This is a genomic window from Amycolatopsis heterodermiae (assembly GCF_034929455.1).
GTDB lineage: Bacteria > Actinomycetota > Actinomycetes > Mycobacteriales > Pseudonocardiaceae > Amycolatopsis > Amycolatopsis heterodermiae.
Window position 1 is genome coordinate 134,102 of record NZ_JAYFSI010000011.1, and the last position, 21,086, is coordinate 155,187.

Here is a 21,086-nt window from a genome sequence, read left to right on the forward strand (position 1 = left end):
CGTCCGTAGGTATCTCGAAACGGCGCGGCTCAGGCCACTTCGGTGCTCTTGCTCGTGCCGTCTCCGCGGTGCAGGCCCAGCATCTCCAGCAGCAGGGCGCAGTCGTCGGCGTCCTTCGCCCCCGCCGCGACGGCCAGCGCGGCCTTCCGGCGCGTCCGCTCCTGGTCGGGTGAGTCCCCGCCGTCCAGCAGCAGGTCCGCCACCGGGCGCAGGTCGTTCCGCTTGTCCCTCATGTCATTGCTCCCCTCCGGTCTTGCTCCTCTCGAAATCCGCGTACCCCGGATCTCGACCCCCAACACAGGAGTCACCGAACGGCGCACGGGAGACGCCGATCGTTGGGCCGAACGAGTGAATTCGGTGGGCCTGCGGCCGGGAACCGGCAAGGGTTGTGAGACCCACGTCACACCAGGAGGCCGGATGGGCACCCAGATCCGCATCAGCCGCGAGGACGACTCGCTGCCCTGCGAAGTCTGCGGGTTCCCCACGATGCACGTGGCCCAGGTCATCGCCGACGACGGCCGCATACTGGGCCGCACCCTGGTCTGCACGACCTGCTCCCGCAACCGGCCAAGGCCTGAGGCGGTCCCACAGGCGGATGCGCCTCCGGACGAGGTTCCGACCAGCTGAACCCGCGGTCCGGGCCCGCCCGGCAGCGTCGGATGCGGAGCACCTGCCCAGCCGGCGGCTGCCTGCTGGGGCGGGTTCCGGGGCGTTTGCGGAGGACTGGTGAGGGGCCACACACCGCCGGGAGCGGCGCACACACGGCCCGGAGCAGCCATCCCGCTGCCGCGAGCGGCCAGCACACCGCGCAACGGTCACGCACGGCGGCAATCGTCAGCGAGGGCCACTCCAGGCGGCGAGTTGGCCGCTCGGTCGGAGTGTCGGCCACCCCGACCGACTTGTTGGCTACTCCAGTCGGCGAGTTCGCCCTCCGGCTGGCGAGTTGGCCGCTCCAGTCGATGTGTTGCCAGTCCGGCTAGCGAGTTGGCCGCTCCAGCCGGCGTGGCAACCGCTTCAGTCGGCGAGTTAGCCCACTTCGGTCCGCGTGGTAACCGCTCCAACCGGCGAGTTGGCCGCGCCGGGCGGTGTGTTGGCCGCTCCAGTCGGCGCGGTAACCACTCCGGCCGGCGAGCCAGCCGCTTCAGTCGTCGAGCAACTCCGGTCGGTGAGTTGATCAATCCGGCCGAAGCGTCGGCCACCAGTCGGCGCGGCGGCCGCTCCCGGGCATCCGGTCCGGGCGGCACCGCCAGCCCGCAGCAAGCGGGGCAAGGCGCACCGCCGAACCAGGCCTCAAGTCGTCGTTGTGGCCACCGCCGCGACGAACTCTGCTGCCACCTCGTGCAGCTTGCGATTCCCGTCCTGGGAGCGCTTGACCAGGCGCTGGAACGCGTCCTCCGCCGTGATGCGGTGGGCCGCCATCAGAATCCCCTTGGCCTGCTCGATCACCGCTCGCGTCTCCAACGCCCGGTTGAGCTGCTCGATCAGCTCCCGCGCCGCGAAATACCTGCGCGCGCTGCGGAGGCCAAACACCACCGTCGCCGTGTACAGCTCGAGGATCTTCGTGCCCAGCTCGCTGAACCCGTGCTCACCGAAGCCGAAGAGGTTCACCGCTCCCGACATGTCGTCGGCGACCGTCAACGGTGCCGCCAGGAAGCTCGCCACTCCTAGCTGCTCGGCCGACGACACGAACTGCGGCCACAGGTCCCCTACCGCGCCGACGCCGACGCGGACCGGCTGGCCGGTCTCGGCCGCGCGCAGGCACGGGCCGTCGCCGATCCGGTACTGCTCGCGGTCGAAGTTGACCGCCCGCTGGTCGGTGCTGGCCACCGTCTCCGGTTCACCGTCCCGGACCAGGGTGATGCTCGCCATGTCGGCCCCCGGCACCACCTGCACGACGTGGTCGCAGACCGCCTGCAGCATCTGGCCGATGTCCAGCTGGGTGTCCAGCATCGCGGTCAGTGACTCCATCGCGACGGTGACCTCGTCCAACCGTGCGGTGAGCTGCTGCTCCTGGCCGCCCGTCATCCTGGTGACGCCCCTCTACTCGTTCTCAGGGCGCTCTAGACCAGGGAGGACCCGGGCGCGCGCCACAGTGGGCCGCTAGCGCTTTAACGGGTCCAGCGCGAGATTACTGCATCCCCGTGGCGGCGGGCGCAAGCGGCCACCACGTCCGCGCGCCGCGCCGCCATTCGGAGCAATGGCCCGGTCCGTCCGAAGTGGACCTCAGGCCAGGGCCGGCAGCAGCTCCTTTGCGGCGAAGTCGAGGAAGCCGTCCTGCTGGTCCCCGCCGATCTGGATCAGCGCGACGTCGGTGAAGCCCGCCTTCTCGAACTCGCGCACGCCCTCGACGATCGGCTCGACGTCCGGGCCGCACGGGATCGAGCCCGCGACGTCGTCCTCACGGACGAACTGGGTCGCCCCGGCGAAGCCGGCCGGGCCGGGCAGCTCGGCGTTGACCTTCCAGCCGCCGGCGAACCAGCGGAACTGCTCGTGGGCGCGCTTCACCGCGGCGTCGCGGTCGGTGCCCCACGACACCGGCAGCTGCGCGATCTTGCGGGACGCCGGGCCGGGACGGGCGGCGTCCCACTCCCGCGCCAGGTCCGCGTCCGGCTCGACGGCGATCATCGCGTCGGCGACCGGGGCGAACCGCCGGATCGACTGCGCGCCGGACACCGCCACCCCGATCGGGGTGCGGATTTCCGGCAGGTCCCACAGCTTCGCCGAGTCGACGCGGAAGTGCTTGCCCTCGTAGCTGAAGTAACCACCGTCGAAGAGACCGCCGATGATCTGGACGGCCTCGGCGAGCATGTCGTGGCGGACGTTCGCCGGGGGCCAGCCGCGGCCGACGACGTGCTCGTTCAGGTTCTCGCCCGCCCCGAGGCCGAGGGTGAACCGCCCGCCGGACAGCGCCTGCACGGTCGCCGCCTTCTGGGCCACCACCGCCGGGTGGTAGCGCATGGTCGGGCACGTCACGAACGTCATCAGCTCGGCGCGCTCGGTGACCTGCGTGACGGCGCCCAGCACGCTCCACGCGTAGGGCGAGTGGCCCTGTTCGGCCAGCCAGGGCGAGTAGTGGTCGCTCATCACCTCGAAGGCGAAGCCGGCCTGCTCGGCGGCGGCGGCGTACCGCACCAGGTCGTTCGGTCCCGCCTGCTCGGTCATCAGGGTGTAGCCGATCCGCATCGGAACTCCTTCCGTCGACCGGCCGCGTACCCGGCCCCGGTGATGATCAACCGCGACGTTTACCCGGTCGTGGGCCGGGTATTCGGCCGTCATCGAAGGGAGTGGGCATGCCTCAGTCGTGGAGCGGCAAGCGCGAGCGCCAGTACGAGCACATCAAGGACTCGCAGGAAGACCGCGGTGCGAGCCCGAAGCGCGCCAAGGAGATCGCGGCCCGGACGGTGAACAAGAACCGTGCCCGGTCGGGTGAATCGCGCGAAGCGAGCCGGACGTCCCTCGAGGACAAGTCCCCGCAGCAGCGCGGCGGCGAGCGCTCCGGTAACCGCAAGGGACCGGGCGGCCCGACGAAGGACCAGCTCTACAACGAGGCCAGGAAGCGGAACATCGACGGCCGCTCCAAGATGAGCAAGAAAGAGCTCGAGCGGGCACTCGGCCGGTGACGGTCCCCTCGAGTCCGCAACGCGAAGTGTCGGGGTTCCCCCAGATGGGTAGACAGTCCGGTATGGAAGAAACACGAAGTGGCACGTCGGGCGGCCAGCCGTCCGCCGACGGCCTGCTCGACGAAGTCGTGGAGCTGCGGCTGCCCGCCATGGCCGAGCAGATCCCCCTCGTCCGGATGCTCACGCACGGCATGGTCTCGCGCGCCGACTTCGGCCTCGACGCCATCGCCGACGCCAAGATGGCGGTCGACGAAGCGTGCGCGCAGCTGGTCCAGCTCGCGGAGCTCGGCACCCAGCTCCACTGCCGCTTCCGGCAGACCGCCGACGCGCTGCACGTCGTGGTCTCGGCGCGCTCGACCGACCCCCGGCCGCCCAGCGACCGGACGTTCGGCTGGCACGTCCTGACCACCCTGAGCCGCTCGGTGACCGCACACTGTGACGTTCTCCCGGGCGGGGGCGCGGGCATCATCACGATCGAGCTGGAGCTCAATCCGGGAACGAGCGCGTGAGCGCCGAGCGCAGAACGGTGCTGCACCGCCCCGACGAATACGCCCACTGCGAACCGCTGTTCGAGGAGCTGGGCGAACTCCCCGCCGACGACCCGCGGCGGGACGTCGTCCGCGGCAAGCTGGTGACCGAGCTGCTACCGCTGGCCGAGCACATCGCGACCCGGTTCTCCGGCCGCGGCGAGCCGCGCGAGGACCTGGTCCAGGTGGCCCGGATCGGCCTGATCAACGCCGTCGACCGCTTCGACCCGGCCCGCGGCCACGACTTCCTGTCGTTCGCGGTGCCGACGATCATGGGCGAGGTACGACGGCATTTCCGCGACACCGGCTGGTCCGTCCGCGTGCCGCGGCGGCTGAAGGAGCTGCACCTGTCCCTCAGCCAGGGCTCCGCGGCGCTCTCGCAGCGCCTGGGCCGCGCGCCCACGCCCACGGAGCTCGCCGAGCACCTGCAGCTCGACGTCGACGAGGTCCGGGAAGGCCTGCTCGCCGGGAACGCCTACCAGGCCCTTTCGGTCGACAAGCCGGTGCACGACGACGCCGAGGCGCTGTCGCTGGCCGACACCATGGGCGAGCCGGACCACGAGATGGCCATGGTCGAGAACCACGAGGCCCTGCAGCCGCTGCTGCAGGAGCTGCCGCCCCGCGAGCGCGCGATCCTCGTGATGCGGTTCTTCGGCGGCCTGACGCAGACCCAGATCGCCGACCGCGTCGGCATCTCGCAGATGCACGTCTCCCGCCTGCTGTCGCAGACGCTGGAGCAGCTGCGCGGCAAGCTCACCGGCGACGCCTGACGCCCGCCGGGCGGCGGCTCCCGGGAGCCGCCGCCGGCCATCGGCTAGAGCCAGCCGGGGCGCCCGCCCTTGCGGAGGCGCCGCCACTCCCCCGCGAACTCCCCGCGCAGCTGTGCCGCCTTCGCGGCGTCCTGGCCGTGCAGCAGCCCGAACGTGAACGTGTTCTGCCCTTCGCCGTGCCCGTCGACGGCCAGGTGGTGCAGGACGTCCCGGCCGACCACGGTGTCCTGGTGCGCGCCGAGCGTCTGCTGCACGGCCTTCACGTTCTTGCGCCACGCGCGCAGCTTTTTCCCGTACACCGGCTTCACGGTGTCGGCGGCGTAGCGGGCTCGCTTCGCCTTCTTGCGGACGTCGTGCAAGGCGGTCTCGAGTTCGACGCCCTCGAGTCCCCGGGTCGCGGCCTCGGCGCGGCGCAGCTTCTTCGCGGCCTTGCGGACGGGCTTGCGCAGCGCGGCCTTCGCCGGCTTGCGTCCGTGCGCGGTCAGAGCCGGGTCCTCCAGCACGGCGTCGAGCGCCCGCAGCAGGTTCCGGTACCGCTTGCCTTCCAGCGCTTCCACCGCCCGCGCCCGGCCCTGCTGCTCCTCGCGGGCGAAGTACCGGGTCAGGTACTGACGCAAGGGACCGAAGACCAGCTCCAACGGCAGGGCGTCCAGCTGCTCGCCGAGCCGCTCCTGGGTGACCTCGGTGTCGCGCGCCGGAGCCAGCTCGTGGCCGAGCCACTTCAGCTCGGCGGCGACCGGCGCCGTCGCCGATTCGTCCACAATGGACCCGAACGTGCGCAGGGCGCTGCGCAGCTTCCGGCTCGCCACGCGCATCTGGTGCACCGAGTCGGCGACGTCCAGCCGGACACCGACGTCCGCGCGCCGCAGCTGGTCGTAGTGCTCGCGCAGGGACACCAGGACGACGTCGGCGGCCGTCGGCTTCTTGCGGGCCCGACGCGGCGCGGGCACGCGGTCGCCGATCAGGCGCCGCAGCTTCGACGGCCACGGCGACGCGGACAGCCCGGCCTTGGCCAGCGCCCGGTCGAACTCGTCCAGCAGGCCGGGTTCGACGCCGGGGTCGAGTTCCAGCTCCACCTCCCGCCACTCGTCGAGCCGCGCGCTCTCCCCGCCGGCCTCGCCGGTGACGTGGTCGTCGGTGAGGGTCGCGACGGTCCGGCCCTGCCCGTCGGCGAGGCGGTGGGCGAAGCGGTCGGTGCGCAGGTGCGCGATCGGCACCAGCTTCTCCCCCAGCGTGTAGGCCCGCACCAGGCGCTTGAGGCGGCCGGGGACCTTGTGACCGTCACCGCCGAGCGGCAGCTGGATCTCCTGGCGCTCGTCGGCCGAGACCGGCAGCTTGACGTGCCAGCCCGCGTCGTGGCCGCCGACCCGGCGGCGCAGGGTGATGCCGGCCTTGGCGAGCCGGAAGGTCTGCGTGTCGTAGTACGACGCGTCGAGCATCTGCTCCACGGGTTCGTCCTGGCTCGCGACACCGGCCACGCCGAGCAGCCTCGGCACCCCGGTCCCGGGGACGATCTCGTACTTGCGTTCGCGCTCGGTCACCGATGACGGCACGGCCATGGACGTCCTCCCTGTGGTCGGGTTGCTTCCCCTCCGGTTACCCGGCGGGGACGGCGCCACACGGGATTCGACGTCCCGGCAGCGGGTAACCGCAGGAAAAACCGAATCCGGACCATGGAGCGTGCATGAACCGCAGCCAGCCCGCAACCGACCTCACCACCGTGCTCGACGGCGACCACCGGGAGCTGGACCGGCTGTGCACCGAGCTGGAGCTCGGCCAGGGCAGCCCGGAGAACCGCAAGGACCTCGCCGACCACCTCATCTCGGCCCTCGTCCGGCACGCCGTCGCCGAAGAGCCCTACCTCGGCGACGGCGGCGACCTCGCCGAAGCCGACGGGCTGATGCGCCAGCTGGAGGGGGCCGGCCCGCAGGAGCCACGGTTCGAGCGGCTGCTGGGCGGCCTGATCCGTGCCGTCCGGCGGCACGTGCGCGACGAAGGCCCCGACGCGGTGGGGCGGATCCGGCTCGGCGACTCCGCCGCCCGCCGCGAGGAGCTGGGCCGGGAGGTCCTCGACGCCCGCAAGGCCGCGGCCCGGCTGCCGCACCCGGGCCTGGCCGACCGGATGCCCCAGGCCGACCAGCTCCGCCCCGGTCCCGGGTTCGTCGACCGGGTGCGGGCGGCGTTCGTCCCGTCGGCCGGGGGAACCGGTTCCCCCGGTTGACGGTGTGACGCGGCGCGTATCACGTCCGGGTGCACACTGGGATCGGGTTGAATGACCGGTGTCCGTCCCGAGCACGAAGGCAGCGAGAACGATGAGCGTCAGTGAACACGAATGGGCCGGGGAACGCTCCCGGTTCAGCCTGGACGGCACGCCGCCCGTGGCCGGCCCGCTGGTGCGGCAGTTCACCGACCTGACCCGGACCCTGCTCGACACGACCCCGACCGTCGGCGGGGTGCTCAAGCTGGTCGTCGGCGCGGCGGTCGAGATCATCCCCGACGCCGACCTCGTGAGCATCACGCTGCGCGATCCGGACGGCCGGTTCCACACCCCGGTCGAGACGGACCCGATCGCCCTGACGCTCGACGAGCTGCAGTACGAGCACGGCGAGGGCCCGTGCGTCGAGTCCGCCCGCCCGGACGGCCCGGCGATCGGCTGGTCGCAGGACGTCGGCCGGGACCCGCGGTGGCCGTCGTTCGGCCCGGGCACCGCGGCCCACGGCTACCACTCGGTGCTGGCGACCACGCTGCTCCCGGACGCCAAGCCGCCGCGGTTGTCCGGCGCGCTGAACATCTACTCGCGCCGGCCCGGCGCGTTCGACGCCGCCGCCATCGATGCCGCGCTGCTGCTCGCGACCCACGCGTCCCTGGCGCTGGCGCACACCGAGTCCGTCGTGTCCGCCGAGCTCGAAGCCGCCCACCTGCGCAAGGCCGTCGAAAGCCGCGACGTGATCGGGCAGGCGAAGGGCATCCTGATGCAGCGCCGCGGCATCACGGCCGACGAGGCCTTCGACGTCCTGCGCCGGGCCTCGCAGGAGCTGAACGTCAAGCTCGCCGACCTGGCCAGAACCCTGGCCGACCGGCACACCGAGGTGGACCTGCCGGTTCCCGGGCACTGACACGCCGAAGGCGTCACTTTCCCGTGAAAGTGACGCCTTCGGTACGTGCGTGAGCCTTACGGAGTCGTGTAGGGCGGGTGCTGCTCCAGCGACGGGCTGACGTCCGGGTACCGGCCGTCCTGGCTCTGGACGGGCGTGACCGTCGTGACCTGCTGCTCCGGCTCCACCCGCTGCCGGCCGCCACGCTGGACGACGGCCTCGACCTCCTGCTCGCCGCGGATGCGGGCCAGCGCACCCAGCGTGATCGCGTGGGCCAGCGCCAGGATCAGCAGCAGTACGCCGACGCGGGCGATGATGCTCGGCAGGTCGCCGCCGATGTTGATCGTCGACACCAGCGCCAGCACGCCCAGCGTCGCCAGGTGGAACAGCACCGTGACCAGGCGGGACATCGACGCCCCGGCGGCCGGGTCGCCGTAGGAGTTTTCGAGGTAGCGGCGGCCGCTCCGGTAGATGATCTGGCCGTCGGCGACGACCAGCAGCGCGCCGATCAAGAGAAACGCGAGATAGGCGTTCGTGCTCATGCCGGACGCTCCTTCCTGGGGGACCTTCCCGGAAGAGGTACCCGGGTGCTCGCGCGGGGAAACGCGCCGGTCACCCCGTGAAGGTGTCCGGGTCGGGTCCGGTGCGGCGGCCGTCTTCGAGGCCGCCGATCGCGGCCATGTCCTCGTCGTCGAGCTCGAAGCCGAAGACGTCGATGTTCTGGCGGATCCGCTCCGGCGTCGACGACTTGGGGAACACGATGTTCCCGAGCTGGATGTGCCAGCGCAGGACCACCTGCGCGGCGCTGCGGCCGTGCTTTCCGGCGAGGCCGGTCAGCACCGGGTCTTCGAGCACCTCGGCCTGGGCCAGCGGGCTCCACGCCTCGGTCGCGATGCCGTGCGCGCGGTGGTACTCGCGCAGGTCCGCCTGCTGCAGCGCCGGGTGCAGCTCGATCTGGTTGACCGCGGGCACCGTGCCGGTCTCCTCGGCGAGCCGGTCGAGGTGCTCGGGCTGGAAGTTCGAGACGCCGATCGCGCGGGCCTTCCCGGCGCGCAGGATGTCTTCGAAGCCCTGCCACGTCTTGACGTACTTCCCCTTGGCCGGCAACGGCCAGTGGATCAGGTAGAGGTCGACGTAGTCGAGACCGAGCCGCCGCAGGCTGCCCTCCAGCGCGGTGATCGCGTTGTCGTAGCCCTGGGCGTCGTTGGCGAGCTTCGTGGTGACGAACACGTCTTCGCGGGCCAGGCCGGACTCCGCGATGCCGGCGCCGACACCCGCTTCGTTCCGGTACATCTGCGCGGTGTCGAGGTGGCGGTAGCCCGCGTCCAGCGCCGTCCGCACGGTGCCGGCGGTGTCCTCGGGCGGGATCTGGAACACCCCGAACCCGAACTGCGGGATCCGCACGCCGTTGTTCAGTTCCACGGTGGGGACGTTGGCTGTGGTCGTGGTCATGCGATCGGCCTACCCCTGGTACACGGACGCGAAACACGGCGGGACGGTATCCGCCCCGCCGTGTCACTCGTTCGAGTGAGTTCGCCGGTCAGCTCCCCGGCCGGTCCACGTCACCGCGCCAGGCGCCGGTCTCGGTGCCGGTGCGCTCGACGAACTCCTTGAAGCGCTTCATGTCGCCCTTGACGCGGCGGTCGAGCAGGCCGAGCTTGTCGGCCACGTTCTCCGCGAAGCCCTCCGGGTCGATGTCCATCTGGGCGGTCACCCGGGTGTGCGCGTCGCCGAGCCGGTGGAACGTGATCACGCCCGCGTGGTCGGGGCCGGAGTCGGACGTCCACGCCACGCGCTCGTCGGGGTGCTGCTCGGTGATCGTCGCGTCGAACTCGCGCGTCACACCGCCGAACCTGGTCACCCAGTGCGTGTGGGTGGCGTCCACCTGACGGATCTGCTCGACGCCTTCCATGAACTTCGGGAACTCCTCGAACTGCGTCCACTGGTTGTACGCGGTGGACACGGGGACCTCGACGTCCACGCTTTCGGTGATCGTGCTCATGCACTCTCCTCTTCGTTGGCGGCGAACACTTCGGCTACCCGGCGCGGATCCGGTCAAACGCGGCGTGATTACCCGCACGGGAACCCGGGTAGCCCGGCGGCAGGAGGTGTTCCGTGATCGAAGAGGCAAACAAGACGCCCGCGGCCGAGCGCTCGGTCGGCGAGCTGGTTTCGGACCTGTCGGACGAGGTCAAGCGCCTGGTCCGGGACGAGATCCGGCTCGCGGTCTTCGAACTGCAGCACAAGGGCAAGAAAATGGGCCTCGGCGCCGGACTGTTCGGCGCGGCCGGGCTGTTCGCGCTTTTCGGCGTGGGTACGCTCGTCGCCGCCGCGGTACTGGCGCTGGCCCTGGTGGTCCCCGGCTGGCTGGCGGCGGTGATCGTCGCCGTGGTCCTGTTCCTGATCGCCGGGATCGCCGCGCTGACCGGCAAGAAGGAGGTCACGCAGGCGGTGCCGCCGGTGCCGGAGGAAGCCATCACCGGCGTCCGCGAGGACGTGGACACCGTGAAGCAGGGAGTGCATTCATGAGCGGGGACTTCCCGAAGAACGCCGAAGAGGCGCGGCTCGACCGGGACACCACCCGCGAAGAGCTCACCGAGACCCTGAACGCGCTCGGGCAGAAGCTCGACGTGAAGACCCGGGTGACCGAGAACGTCGACGAGAAGCTCGACCAGGCCACCGCGAAGGTCGCCGACCTGACGAACGCGACGGCCGCGGTGAAGTTCCGCCAGGGCGCCGACGCGGTCCGCGCCAACCCGCTGCCGATCTTCGCCGGCGTGCTGGGCCTCGTGCTCGTGATCCGGCTGGTCCAGCGACGGAGGAACTCGTGAACAAGGTCGTCTACAAGCCCCTGAGCTGGGGCGTCGGCGCGCTCGGCGGCCTCCTCGCCGGGCAGGTCTTCAAGCAGGTCTGGAAGCGCGCGGCGGGCGAAGAAGACGCCCCGGACGCGATCGACCGCGACTACACCTGGACCCAGGTGATCATCGCGGCCGCCGTCCAGGGCGCGATCTTCGGCGCCGTCAAGGCCGCCACCGAACGGGCCGGCGCGGTGGGTTACCGCAAGGCGACCGGCGAATGGCCGGACGACTGACCACAGCGGACCGGACCGGGCGCGCTCACGCGTCCGGGCCGGCCTCCCCGGCGTGCGGGGCCACGGCCGTCAGCGCGGCCAGTGCGTCACCCGTGCGGGGGTAGCACCTCAGCAGCAGGTCGGCGCCGGTCGCTTCCAGGGACCGGGTGACCGCGTGGCCACCGACGACGACGGCCAGCTCGGCCCGGTCGTCCGCTTCGAGCAGGGACCGGACGCCGGCGCAGCTGAGGAACTCGACCCGTGAGAGGTCGGCCAGCAGCCGATCGCCGGTGGTGAGGGCTTCGTCGAGGGCCCCGACGGTGGCGGCGTCGATGTCGCCCACCAGGGTGAGGACCCGGATCCCACCAGGGCGTTCGGTGGTCGTGACGGTCAACCCGCAGGGTTCGTCGATCGTGCGGAACAAGTGGTACATGGCGCTCCCATCACAGCTGGCAGGGGCGCTGACCGGAGCACGTGTCTGAACAACAGCCAACCCCCTGACCGTACGCCCCTGTGCCGACAGGTCAACCCCGCGGGTTTCCCCATACCGGCCTGCGGGAAACCGCGCGGCCAAGATCCGTTCCCCGTAAGGAGATCCATGCGTGTCGTGATCGTCGGCGGCGGGTTCGCCGGGTACCACGCGGCCAAGAGCCTGCGGAAGGAAGCCGGCGACATCGAGATCGTCGTGCTGAACCCGACGGACTACTTCCTGTACCTGCCGCTGCTGCCCGAGGTGGCGGCCGGGATCCTCGACCCGCGCCGGGTCACCGTGTCGATCCCGGAGACCCTTCCGGGGGTCCGGCTGCTGCTCGGCAAGGCGACGGCGGTCGACTTCGACGCCCGCGAGGTCGTCTACACCGATCCCGAGGACGAAGAGCACCGGGTCGGGTACGACCGGCTGGTGCTGGCCGCCGGCAGCGTCAACAAGCTGCTGCCGATCCCGGGCGTGCCCGAGTACGCGCACGGCTTCCGCGGGGTGCCCGAGGCGTTGTACCTGCGGGACCACGTCACCCGGCAGATCGAGCTGGCCGCGACGGCCGAGGACCCGGCCGAGCGCGACGCGCGCTGCACGTTCGTCGTCGTCGGCGCGGGCTACACCGGGACGGAGGTCGCCGCGCAGGGCCCGGCCTTCACCGAAGCGCTCGCCGCGCGGCACCCCGAACTGGCCGGGCAGAAGATCCGCTGGCTGCTGGCGGACGTCGCCGAGCGAGTGCTGCCCGAACTCGGCAAGCGGCTCGGGAAAACGGCCGACGAGGTGTTGCGCTCGCGCGGGGTCGAGGTGCTGATGAAGACGTCGGTCGGCCACGCGGACGCCAAGGGCGTCACGCTCACCAACGGCGACCTGGTGCCCACCCGCACCCTCGTGTGGTGCGTCGGCGTGCGGCCCGACCCGCTGGTCTCGGGTCTCGGGCTGGAGACGGCGAAAGGCCGGCTCGTCGTCACGGCGCAGCTGACCGTGCCGGGCCACGACGACGTGTTCGCCTGCGGGGACGCGGCCGCGGTGCCCGACCTCACCCGGCCGGGTCAGTACACCGCGATGACCGCGCAGCACGCCGAACGCCAGGGCCGGCTCGCCGGGCGCAACGTCGCCGCGTCACTCGGGGTCGGCCGCACCCGCACCTACCGCCACCACGACCTCGGCTTCGTCGTCGACCTCGGGGCCGGGGCCGCGGCGGCGAACCCGCTGCACATCCCGCTGTCCGGCCGCCTGGCGAAGGCCGTGACGCGCGCCTACCACCTCATGGCGATGCCGGGCAACCGCGTGCGCACGGTCGCCGACTGGGTCCTGGAGGCCGCGACCGGCCGCCAGACCGTCCAGCTGGGGCTGGTGCGGTCGGGTTCGGTGCCGCTCGACACCGACTCCCCGGAGCTGCCCCGGCGCTGAGTCCACTGTGGACCGCGCCGCCGGCGCGGGTCAGTCGTCGTCGAAGGCGGAGAGGGCTTGGCGGCGGTGCAGCAGCTCGACCGCCGCGTCGAGCTGGCGTTCGAGGTCCTTCAGCTGGACGCGCTGCTCCGGCGTGAGCCCGCCGTGGTGGAGGGCCTCGGAACGCAGCCGGTGCTCTTCGTCGATCAGGTCGGCGATGCGGTCGGTGATCTCGTGGCCTGCCATCGAACACCCTTCAAAAGGCACCCTGCCGGGACGCCCGCGAGCATACCGGGCGGGTAACGTCGCCGGGCGTGATCGACTGGACGGAACCGGGTGACCCCGCGCTGGAGCGGTCCGTGGCCGAGCTGGTGCGCGCCCGCGGGGCCCGGGCGAGCCTGTGCGTGCTGCGGGACGGGCGGGTGCTGCTCGACCGGAGTTTCGGCGTCCCGGCGGACGCGCTGTTCTGGATCTTCTCCGCGAGCAAGCCGTTCGTGGCCCTGCTGGTGCACCAGCTCGCCGTGCGCGGGGCGCTGTCGCTGGACGCGCCGGTCGCCGAGTACTGGCCGGAGTTCGCCCGCGGCGGCAAGGGCGCGATCACCGTCCGGCACGTGCTGCGGCACCGCTCCGGCTTCGCGTCCGCCCGCGGCTTCGCCGGGGACGCGCTCACCATGACCGACTGGGCACGCACCGTGCGGGCGATCGAACGGGTCACCCCGCGCTGGGCGCCCGGCGAAGTCGCCGCTTATCAGCCGATCGTGTACGGCCACCTGCTCGGCGAGGTCGTCCGCCGCGTGACCGGCGAGGACGTCGACGTGCTGCTGCGCAAGGAGTTCCTCGGCCCGCTCGGCCTGGCCGACACCCACCTCGGCCTGCCGGACGAGCTCTGGCCCCGGCACGTGCCGCTGCGCGGCCGCGACGCCGGCGCGCGGCTGACGGCGCGGATGGTGAACCGGCGGGCCGTCCGCCGGGCGGTGATCCCCGCCGCGGGCGTCTCGACGACCGCCCGCGACCTGGCGACGTTCTACCAGGCCCTGCTCGACGGCGACGTCGTCGACGCGGTGGCCGTGCGCGAGGCCCGGCGGCCGTCGGGCGATGCCGTCGTCGACCGGACGATCCGCACCCGGATCCGCTGGGCGCAGGGCTTCCAGCTCGGCGGCGTCGGCCGTCCGATGGGGACGCTCAGCGGCCGGGAAACGTTCGGGCACAACGGGAGCAACTGCTGCGTCGCCTGGGCGGACCCGGCGCGCGGGCTCGTGTTCGCCTACCTCACCGACCGGGTCGTCTCCGGCCACAGCGCGGCCGCGCACCTCGGCGCGGTCGCGGACGCGGTGCTCACCGCCGGTCCCTGACGCTTTCATCACCCGGGCGGGTCATGCCATCATCCGGTCCATGGGGGATGTCGATCGCCGTTCTTTTCTCGCGTGGCTGGGTACCGGGGTGCTGGGCGCGACCCTGCTGACCGCGGGCCGGGCCGAAGCCGCCGGGGACGTCACGGTGCTGACGCACGCGACGCTGTTCGACGGCACGGACGCGCCGCCGCTGCGGGACGCGACCATCGTGCTGGCCGGTGCCCGGATCGCGGCGGTCGGCCGCGGGGTGCCGGCGCCCGCGCTCGCCGGGGTGCGCGTCCTCGACCTGACCGGCAAGCACGTCATCCCCGGGCTGTGGGACGCCCACACCCACGAGACCACGATGGCGCGGACGTTCCCGGCGTTGCACCTGGTCAACGGCGTCACGTCGATCCGCGACATGGACGGCTCCCCCGCGACCCACGACGTGCTGCGCCGCGTCGAGCGCAGCGAGCTGACCGGGCCGCGGATGGTGATCGCCAGCCGGATCCTGGACGGCGGCGGCTCGTTCGTCGACGTGCACCGGCTCGTCGCCACGCCCGCCGACGCGGCGGTGGCGGTCCGCGAGGAGAAGGCGGGCTGCGCCGATCTCGTCAAGGTGTACTCGTTCATGAGCCCGGAGATCCACGCGGCGATCGCGGCCGAGTCCCGGCGCCACGGGCTGCCGTACGGCGGGCACGTCCCGATCCAGCTCTCGGTGCCGGACGTCCTCGCCCGCGGGCAGCACACGGTCGAGCACCTGTACGCCTTCCACGCGTCGACGTCGACGAAGAAGGCCGAGTACTACGCCCAGCTCGCGGCCCTGCCCGCCGACACGGGGTCCTGGCCGGGCGCGCTCGCGGCGATGGACCGCGACGCCGTCACGTCCCACAGCGCGGCGATGACGCGGGAGCTGGCCGGGCGGTTCCGGGCCCGGCGGGCTTGGCACGTGCCGACCTTGGCGGTGCTGGCCCGGACGTCGACACCGCCCGGGGACCTGCCCCAGGACCCGGTGCTGCAGGGGCTCGCCGACCGGTACCTGCCGCGCGCGGTCCGCCAGGAGTGGCTCGACCTGGCGGCGGCGTGGCCGGTCTGGTCACCCGAGCGGGTGGCCCAGGAGGCGGCGTACCTCGAAGCCGAGCTGGCGCTCGTGGGCGAGCTGGCCGCGGCGGGCGCACCGATCGCGGCGGGTACGGACAGCGGGTACCTGTACACGTTCCCGGGCTTCGCCACGCACGACGAGCTGGAGCAGCTGGTGCGAGCGGGCCTGTCCCCGAGGAGGGCGCTGCAGGCGGCGACCCGAGACGCGGCCCGTACCGCCGGACGCCCGTCGTCGGGGACGGTCGAGGTGGGCAAGGACGCCGACCTGGTGGTCCTGGACGCCGACCCCCTGGCGGCGATCACGAACAGCCGTCGCATCCACGCGGTTGTCAGCCGGGGAAAGGTCCTGGGCCCGGCGGAGCGGCAGCGGATCTTCGCGGATGTGGAGCGGGCGGCTCAGGAGGACGTGGTCACGCGGGCCGGCCGATCGAGCTGCTGCCTGCCTCGCTGACCCCGGGTCGCGGCCAGGTCCACGAAAGCCCGAACCACTAACGACACCAAGCCCGGGGCGGCAGAACCTCGCCGAATAAAGCGCGCTACCCAAGAGGAGCAATCACCCGGGTCCGTCAGCGGCCGCGAGGTCTACAAAAGCCCGCACCACCGACCCCACCAAGGCCGCACGGCAGCCGATCCTCGCCGAATCGAGCGCGCCTGGCTCCTCGACGGTTCACGGCATTTTCGCCGCGAGGTCCACGAAAGCCCGCACCACCGGGGGAATCGCGCCGGGCCGCCAGGCCAGACCCAGGTCGATGCGCGGCACCGGGTCCTCCAGCCGGCGCAGCACCACACCTCGGCGTCGCAAGGCCCGCGCTCGGTGTTCCGGGACCGCCGCGATGCCCAAACCCTCCGCCACCGCGCGCATCAGCTGCTCGTCCTCCGGTTCCTCGCGGACGATCGGCGGGACGCCGGCCGGCCAGACCTGGGCGCTGATCGCGTCGTACTGCCCGGGGCCGTTTTCGCGCGGCCAGAACACCACCGGCTCCCCCGCTATCCAGGCGCGCCGCAGGCGGCCGCGGCGGCGGGCGAGGTCGTGGCCCGACGGCAGCGCGATCAGCACCTCCTCCGACCCGACCGCGGCCACCTCGACACCCGGGTGGGTGACCGGCGGGCGTACGAAACCGAGGTCGATCTCGCCCGCGGCCAGGCGGGTCAGGTTGAGGCTCGTCCAGCCCGTCTCCAGGGCCAGCTCGACGCCCGGGAAGCGCGCGCGGTACGCCGCGACCAGGTCACCGGCCAGCGGGCCCGGAGCCGAGCGCGTGTACGCGACCCGGAGCCGTCCCGAGTCGCCGCGGCCGGCCGCGGCGATCACGCCCCGCGCCCGGTCCAGGCGGTCCAGCAGCTCCCGGGCCTCCGTCGCCGCGACGCGGCCGGCGTCCGTCAACGCGAACCGCGGACCTGAGCGGTCCAGCAGCGCGACGCCCAGTTCGGCCTCGAACGCACGGATCTGCTGACTCAGCGACGGCTGCGACACGAACAGCCGGGCGGCCGCCCTGGTGAAGTGCATCTCTTCGGCGAGCACGGCGAAGTAGTGCCAGCGGCGCAGGTCCACCCGGCCATTATAGGCGCGCCCTATGCCTTCATCGGGTCTGCGTCTTGGACCGGCGCGGCCTCGCGCTGCTGTGCTTGGAGCATGACCACGACCAGCGCCTCCCCGGCCCGCACCGACCGCCGGCTGCTCGCCCTCACCGCCGCGGCGGACCGGCGGCTCGTCGACCCGATGGCCGGGTTCGTCGACCTCGCCGGCCTCCGCGCGGCCGTCGAGGAGCTGACCGAGGCCTTCGCCCCGCTCGGGCACGTCCAGCACACCGTCGCCGCCAAGGCGTGCGGGCTCGCTCCCCTGCTGCGGTTCCTCGGCGACCTCGGGATCGACGCCGAGGTCGCCAGCCCGGGTGAGACGGCGGTCGCCGAGGCCGCCGGCCTCCGCGGGCCGCGGCTGGTGCTCGACTCCCCCGCCAAGACCACGGGCGAGCTCGCGCACGCCCTGGCCGAGGGCACCGCCATCAACGCCGACAACTTCCAGGAGCTGGCCCGGCTCGACCGCCTCGTCGGCTCGGCGCCGCCCCGCTCGGTGCTGGGCCTGCGGATCAACCCGCAGGTCGGGGCCGGGCGGATCGGGGACACGAGCACCGCGACGGCGTCGTCGAAGTTCGGCATCCCCCTGCGGGACCACGGGGGTCGCGCGCTGCTGCTCGAGGCGTTCGCGCACCGGCCGTGGCTGACCCGGCTGCACGTCCACGTCGGTTCGCAGGGCTGCCCGCCCGGGCTGATGGCCGACGGGGTCGCCGCCGTGCACGCCCTCGCCGAGGAGATCAACGCCGAAGCCGGCTACCGGCAGGTCACCAGCATCGACCTCGGCGGCGGGCTGCCGGTCGACTTCACCTCGGACGAGCCGGGACCCACCTACGCGGACTACGTCGAGACGCTGCTCGCGCGGGTCCCGGCGCTCGCCGACGGGCGCTACACCTACGTCACCGAGTTCGGCCGGTCCCTGCTGGCGAAGAACGGCTTCCTGGTCAGCGCCGTCGAGTACACGAAGGTCGCAGGCGGGCGGCACATCGCCGTGACGCACGCGGGGGCCCAGGTGGCCGCGCGCACGGTGCTGCAGCCGGAGCTGTGGCCGTTGCGGCTCAGCGCGCACGACGCCGCGGGCACGCCGAAGACCGGACCCGAGGTGCCGCAGGACGTCGCCGGGCCGCTGTGCTTCGCCGGCGACCTCCTCGCCCGGGAACGGCCGCTGCCGCTGCTGGAACCCGGTGACCTCGTGGTCGCGCACGACACCGGCGCGTACTACTTCGGCGCGCACTACGCCTACAACACGCTGCCGCGCCCGGCCGTCCACGGGTTCGACATCGGCGTGGACGGCGAAGTCCGCTTCACGCCGATCCGCCGCGCGCAGTCGCTGGAAGAGCTGGTCGCGGACGCGGGCGGCGAATACGTCGGAGCGCTCCCGAACGGGTGATCCACGGCGTACGCTCCTCGCACGCCGAGGGGAGACTGCCATGGGGGCCGGTCGCGAATCCGGGTCACTGCCACGTTTTGCCGCGTTACCGGTCGGTGTCGTCGTCGCGCTCCAGGCCGTGGTGCTGACCCTGTTGTCGAGCCGCTACGGCTTCCACCGCGACGAGCTGTACTTCCTCGCCGCCGGGAAACGGCCGGCCTGGGGGTACGTCGACCAGCCGCCGATCACGCCGTGGCTCGCGCGGGCGTCGACGGCGCTGTTCGGCGAGACCCCGATGGGGCTGCGGGCCGTCGCGACCCTGCTGGCGATGGCGACCGTCGTGGTCGTCGTGCTCATCACCCGCGAGGGTGGCGGCGGCCGCGGCGCGCAGCTGTTCACCGCGGTGGCGACGGCGCTGTCGACGTACGTGCTGGTCGTCTCGCACATGCTCGCGACCAACACCGCGGACATGCTGCTGTGGTCGCTGATCGCCTTCTTCGGCCTGCGGCTGCTGCGCACCGGCGACGGCCGGTGGTGGCTCGCGGTCGGCGCCGCGGCCGGGCTCGGCATGATGAACAAGTGGCTGGTGCTGCTCCTGCTGTCCGGGCTCGGCATCGGCGTCGCGGTCGCCGGGCCGCGCCGCGTGCTGCGGACCTGGTGGCTCGCCGCGGGCGTCGGCGTCGCCGCCGTGCTGACCGCGCCGGTGGTGCTCTGGCAGGCGTCGCACGGCTGGCCGATGCTCACCGTCGCGAGCGGGATCAGCGAGGACGACGGCGGGCAGAACCGCGTGCTGTTCGTGCCGATGCAGCTGGTCTACCTGTCACCGGTGCTGGTGCCGGTGTGGGTCGCCGGGCTGCTCCGGCCGTGGCGCGACGCCGGGGTGCGCTGGGCCCGGGCCCTGGCCATCGCGTACCCGGTCGTCTGCGTGGAACTGCTGGCGCTGGGCGGGAAGCCGTACTACTCGGTGCCGTTGCTGCTGCCGCTGGTCGCGCTCGGCGCTGTGCCCGCGCTGCGGTGGCTGGCGCGGACCGGGACGGTGGCGCGGGCGCTGACCGGCGTGGCGGCCGCGGTGTGCGTCGTGGTGTCCGTCCTCATCGGACTCCCGGTGCTCCCGGCTCCGGCGCTGGGCCCGGTTTTGGCGGTGAACAAGGAATCCGGCGAACAGGTCGGCTGGCCGGAGTTCGCCGACACGGTCGCGGCGGCGTGGGCGCAGGTGCCGGACAAGGACACCGCGGTCATCCTCGCCGGCAACTACGGCGAAGCCGGGGCGCTCGAGTACTACGGGCCCGAACGCGGGCTGCCGCAGCCGTATTCGCCGCACATGTCCTTCGCCGACTGGGGTCCGCCGCCGGACCGGCTGGTCGGGCCGGTGCTGCTGATCGGCCGGCTCGAGCGCGGCTCCCCCGCGTCGCGGCTGATCACCGGCTGCCGGACGGTGGTCATGAACCACAACGCCGAAGGTCTCGACAACGACGAGGACGGGGTCACCATCTCGTTGTGCGGCACGCTGACCCGGCCGTGGTCGGCCGCGTGGCCGCAGCTGCGGCACTATTACTGATTTGCCCGGTTCGCTACGCTCGGGCGCATGGTGGCGACGCGCACGGCGGTGGTCGTGGTGGGGGCGGGTCCGGCCGGGCTGACGCTGGCGAACCTCCTGCGGCGCGCGGGGATCGCCTGCGTGCTGCTCGAAGAACAGAGCCGCGCGTTCATCGAGCAGCGGCCGCGGGCCGGGTTCATCGAAGAGTGGGCCGTGCGCGGGCTCGAAGAACGCGGCCTCGGCGAACAGCTCGTCGCGAAGGCGCCGCGGCACGAGAAGTTCGAGTTCCGGTTCGCCGGGCGGCGACACACCTTCAACTACGGTCACGTCACCGGGCAGCGGCATTTCGTTTACCCGCAACAACTCCTGGTGACGGATCTCGTCGCGCAGTACACCGGCGAAGCGGTCTTCGAGGTCTCCGACGTCCGGCTGCACGACCTGACGTCGGCCTCGCCGGCGGTGACGTTTCGGACCGCCGGCGGCGAGCACCGCATCGACTGCGACTTCGTCGCCGGGTGCGACGGCGCCCGCGGGGTGACGCAGGGCCACTTCCCGGCGGAATCGACGGTGAAAGCGCACCACGACTACGGGATCGGCTGGCTGGCCCTGCTCGCGGAGGCGCCGCCCTCGGCCGACGGCGTGCTCTTCGGCATCCACCCGCGCGGGTTCGGCGCGCACATGGCCCGCACGCCGGACGTCACGCGGTTCTACCTGCAGACGGCGGAGGGCGAGACCGAGGCCGACTGGCCCGACGAGCGCGTCTGGGAAGAGCTGCAGGCCCGGCTGGCCGTGCCGGACGGCCCGATCACCGAGGGACGGCTGATCGAGAAGCGGATCCTCGACATGCACAACTACGTCGTCGAGCCGATGTCGCACGGCCGGCTGCACCTGGCGGGCGAGTCGGCGCACCTGGTCGCGCCGATCGCGGCGAAGGGCATGAACCTGGCGCTGCACGACGCGTTCCTGCTCGCCGACGCGTTCCAGGCGCACTACGCCGGGGATCCGTCGCGGCTGGCCGGTTACTCGGCGGCCTGCCTGCCCCTGGTCTGGCAGTACCAGGAGTTCTCGCTGTGGCTGTCGGACGTCTTCCACCAGACCGCCGCCACGGCGGAGAACCCGTTCCTGGCGCGCATCGCGGAAGCGCGGATGCGCCGGCTGCTGGGTTCCCCGGCCGCGGCGGCGGCGTTCGCGGAGCTGTACATCGGCAGCAACGCCGATCTTTAGGAAGACACA

The 21,086-nt window shown here is 72.5% G+C and carries 25 protein-coding genes; 15 read left to right on the plus strand and 10 right to left on the minus strand.

Annotation, left to right across the window (positions count from 1 at the left end; genetic code table 11):
- Positions 1-29 precede the first annotated feature (29 nt).
- A complete protein-coding gene (locus VA596_RS36420; RefSeq protein WP_323333304.1) occupies positions 30-233 on the minus strand; it encodes a hypothetical protein in 204 nt (67 codons plus the stop codon).
- A 184-nt stretch (positions 234-417) separates the two neighbouring features.
- Here VA596_RS36420 and VA596_RS36425 point away from each other — a divergent pair, with 184 nt between their 5' ends.
- Positions 418-627 (plus strand): hypothetical protein, encoded by a 210-nt coding sequence (locus tag VA596_RS36425; protein ID WP_323333305.1) that lies wholly within the window; start codon positions 418-420, stop codon positions 625-627.
- A gap of 663 nt (positions 628-1,290) precedes the next feature.
- Here VA596_RS36425 and VA596_RS36430 read toward each other — a convergent pair.
- On the minus strand, positions 1,291-2,025 hold the full coding sequence (locus tag VA596_RS36430) for an ANTAR domain-containing response regulator (protein WP_323333306.1): 735 nt from the start codon (positions 2,023-2,025) through the stop codon (positions 1,291-1,293).
- A 198-nt stretch (positions 2,026-2,223) separates the two neighbouring features.
- Positions 2,224-3,183 (minus strand): TIGR03557 family F420-dependent LLM class oxidoreductase, encoded by a 960-nt coding sequence (locus VA596_RS36435; RefSeq protein WP_323333307.1) that lies wholly within the window; start codon positions 3,181-3,183, stop codon positions 2,224-2,226.
- A gap of 107 nt (positions 3,184-3,290) precedes the next feature.
- On the opposite strand from VA596_RS36435, the gene VA596_RS36440 reads away from it, so the two are divergent.
- From VA596_RS36440 to VA596_RS36450, 3 genes are all read left to right on the plus strand, one after another.
- Positions 3,291-3,620 carry a plasmid stabilization protein gene (locus VA596_RS36440; protein ID WP_323333309.1) on the plus strand — a complete coding sequence of 110 codons (330 nt, stop codon included), beginning with the start codon at positions 3,291-3,293 and terminating at the stop codon, positions 3,618-3,620.
- Positions 3,621-3,682: 62 nt separating this feature from the next.
- A complete protein-coding gene (locus tag VA596_RS36445) occupies positions 3,683-4,129 on the plus strand; it encodes an ATP-binding protein (RefSeq protein ID WP_323333311.1) in 447 nt (148 codons plus the stop codon).
- Entirely contained in the window at positions 4,126-4,917 is a 792-nt protein-coding gene (locus tag VA596_RS36450; RefSeq protein ID WP_323333313.1) for a SigB/SigF/SigG family RNA polymerase sigma factor, read from the plus strand. The genes VA596_RS36445 and VA596_RS36450 overlap by 4 nt, the downstream gene beginning before the upstream one ends.
- Before the next feature lie 44 nt (positions 4,918-4,961).
- On the opposite strand, the gene VA596_RS36455 is transcribed toward VA596_RS36450, so the two are convergent.
- Positions 4,962-6,476, minus strand: a complete 1,515-nt coding sequence (locus VA596_RS36455; RefSeq protein WP_323333315.1) for a CYTH and CHAD domain-containing protein — start codon at positions 6,474-6,476, stop codon at positions 4,962-4,964.
- Positions 6,477-6,601: 125 nt separating this feature from the next.
- Here VA596_RS36455 and VA596_RS36460 point away from each other — a divergent pair, with 125 nt between their 5' ends.
- Both VA596_RS36460 and VA596_RS36465 read left to right on the plus strand, forming a co-directional pair.
- The gene (locus tag VA596_RS36460; protein WP_323333316.1) at positions 6,602-7,138 is read left to right on the plus strand and encodes a hemerythrin domain-containing protein; all 537 of its coding nucleotides are present in this window, start codon (positions 6,602-6,604) and stop codon (positions 7,136-7,138) included.
- A 91-nt stretch (positions 7,139-7,229) separates the two neighbouring features.
- Complete coding sequence (locus VA596_RS36465) at positions 7,230-8,033, plus strand: ANTAR domain-containing protein (protein ID WP_323333318.1); 804 nt, start codon at positions 7,230-7,232, stop codon at positions 8,031-8,033.
- Between the two features lie 56 nt (positions 8,034-8,089).
- Here VA596_RS36465 and VA596_RS36470 read toward each other — a convergent pair whose 3' ends face one another.
- The 3 genes from VA596_RS36470 to VA596_RS36480 all read right to left on the minus strand — a co-directional run bounded on the left by VA596_RS36470 (position 8,090) and on the right by VA596_RS36480 (position 10,014).
- Positions 8,090-8,554, minus strand: a complete 465-nt coding sequence (locus VA596_RS36470) for a hypothetical protein (RefSeq protein WP_323333320.1) — start codon at positions 8,552-8,554, stop codon at positions 8,090-8,092.
- A gap of 70 nt (positions 8,555-8,624) precedes the next feature.
- Positions 8,625-9,464, minus strand: coding sequence for an aldo/keto reductase (locus tag VA596_RS36475; RefSeq protein ID WP_323333321.1), 840 nt, complete (start codon positions 9,462-9,464; stop codon positions 8,625-8,627).
- Positions 9,465-9,552: 88 nt separating this feature from the next.
- Entirely contained in the window at positions 9,553-10,014 is a 462-nt protein-coding gene (locus tag VA596_RS36480; protein ID WP_323333322.1) for an SRPBCC family protein, read from the minus strand.
- 113 nt (positions 10,015-10,127) lie between these two features.
- Between VA596_RS36480 and VA596_RS36485 the strand changes: the two genes are divergently transcribed.
- Genes VA596_RS36485 through VA596_RS36495 form a run of 3 tightly spaced genes read left to right on the plus strand, consistent with a single transcriptional unit; the run spans position 10,128 to position 11,103 of the window.
- A complete protein-coding gene (locus VA596_RS36485; protein ID WP_323333324.1) occupies positions 10,128-10,541 on the plus strand; it encodes a phage holin family protein in 414 nt (137 codons plus the stop codon).
- On the plus strand, positions 10,538-10,843 hold the full coding sequence (locus VA596_RS36490; RefSeq protein WP_323333326.1) for a DUF3618 domain-containing protein: 306 nt from the start codon (positions 10,538-10,540) through the stop codon (positions 10,841-10,843). The genes VA596_RS36485 and VA596_RS36490 overlap by 4 nt, the downstream gene beginning before the upstream one ends.
- Positions 10,840-11,103: a DUF4235 domain-containing protein gene (locus VA596_RS36495; protein WP_323333328.1), complete on the plus strand. Its 264-nt coding sequence runs from the start codon at positions 10,840-10,842 to the stop codon at positions 11,101-11,103. Before VA596_RS36490 ends, VA596_RS36495 begins: the two co-directional genes overlap by 4 nt.
- Before the next feature lie 25 nt (positions 11,104-11,128).
- Here the strand turns inward: VA596_RS36495 and VA596_RS36500 are convergent, their stop codons facing one another.
- Positions 11,129-11,515, minus strand: a complete 387-nt coding sequence (locus VA596_RS36500) for an STAS domain-containing protein (protein WP_323333330.1) — start codon at positions 11,513-11,515, stop codon at positions 11,129-11,131.
- Between the two features lie 165 nt (positions 11,516-11,680).
- Here VA596_RS36500 and VA596_RS36505 point away from each other — a divergent pair, with 165 nt between their 5' ends.
- Positions 11,681-12,967: an NAD(P)/FAD-dependent oxidoreductase gene (locus tag VA596_RS36505; protein ID WP_323333332.1), complete on the plus strand. Its 1,287-nt coding sequence runs from the start codon at positions 11,681-11,683 to the stop codon at positions 12,965-12,967.
- Between the two features lie 30 nt (positions 12,968-12,997).
- Here the strand turns inward: VA596_RS36505 and VA596_RS36510 are convergent, their stop codons facing one another.
- The gene (locus VA596_RS36510) at positions 12,998-13,192 is read right to left on the minus strand and encodes a DUF2630 family protein (protein ID WP_323333334.1); all 195 of its coding nucleotides are present in this window, start codon (positions 13,190-13,192) and stop codon (positions 12,998-13,000) included.
- Positions 13,193-13,260: 68 nt separating this feature from the next.
- Here VA596_RS36510 and VA596_RS36515 point away from each other — a divergent pair, with 68 nt between their 5' ends.
- Together VA596_RS36515 and VA596_RS36520 are read left to right on the plus strand one after the other, a co-directional pair.
- Positions 13,261-14,298, plus strand: a complete 1,038-nt coding sequence (locus tag VA596_RS36515) for a serine hydrolase domain-containing protein (RefSeq protein WP_323333336.1) — start codon at positions 13,261-13,263, stop codon at positions 14,296-14,298.
- Between the two features lie 40 nt (positions 14,299-14,338).
- Entirely contained in the window at positions 14,339-15,829 is a 1,491-nt protein-coding gene (locus VA596_RS36520) for an amidohydrolase family protein (RefSeq protein ID WP_323333338.1), read from the plus strand.
- 216 nt (positions 15,830-16,045) lie between these two features.
- Here the strand turns inward: VA596_RS36520 and VA596_RS36525 are convergent, their stop codons facing one another.
- Entirely contained in the window at positions 16,046-16,927 is an 882-nt protein-coding gene (locus tag VA596_RS36525; protein ID WP_323333340.1) for a LysR family transcriptional regulator, read from the minus strand.
- Between the two features lie 81 nt (positions 16,928-17,008).
- Here VA596_RS36525 and VA596_RS36530 point away from each other — a divergent pair, with 81 nt between their 5' ends.
- The 3 genes from VA596_RS36530 to VA596_RS36540 are packed head-to-tail and all read left to right on the plus strand — an operon-like array spanning position 17,009 to position 21,077.
- Positions 17,009-18,337, plus strand: a complete 1,329-nt coding sequence (locus VA596_RS36530) for a type III PLP-dependent enzyme domain-containing protein (RefSeq protein ID WP_323333342.1) — start codon at positions 17,009-17,011, stop codon at positions 18,335-18,337.
- A gap of 40 nt (positions 18,338-18,377) precedes the next feature.
- Complete coding sequence (locus tag VA596_RS36535; RefSeq protein WP_323333344.1) at positions 18,378-19,874, plus strand: glycosyltransferase family 39 protein; 1,497 nt, start codon at positions 18,378-18,380, stop codon at positions 19,872-19,874.
- Positions 19,875-19,901: 27 nt separating this feature from the next.
- Positions 19,902-21,077: a 4-hydroxybenzoate 3-monooxygenase gene (locus tag VA596_RS36540; protein ID WP_323333346.1), complete on the plus strand. Its 1,176-nt coding sequence runs from the start codon at positions 19,902-19,904 to the stop codon at positions 21,075-21,077.
- The last annotated feature ends 9 nt before the right edge of the window (positions 21,078-21,086 follow it).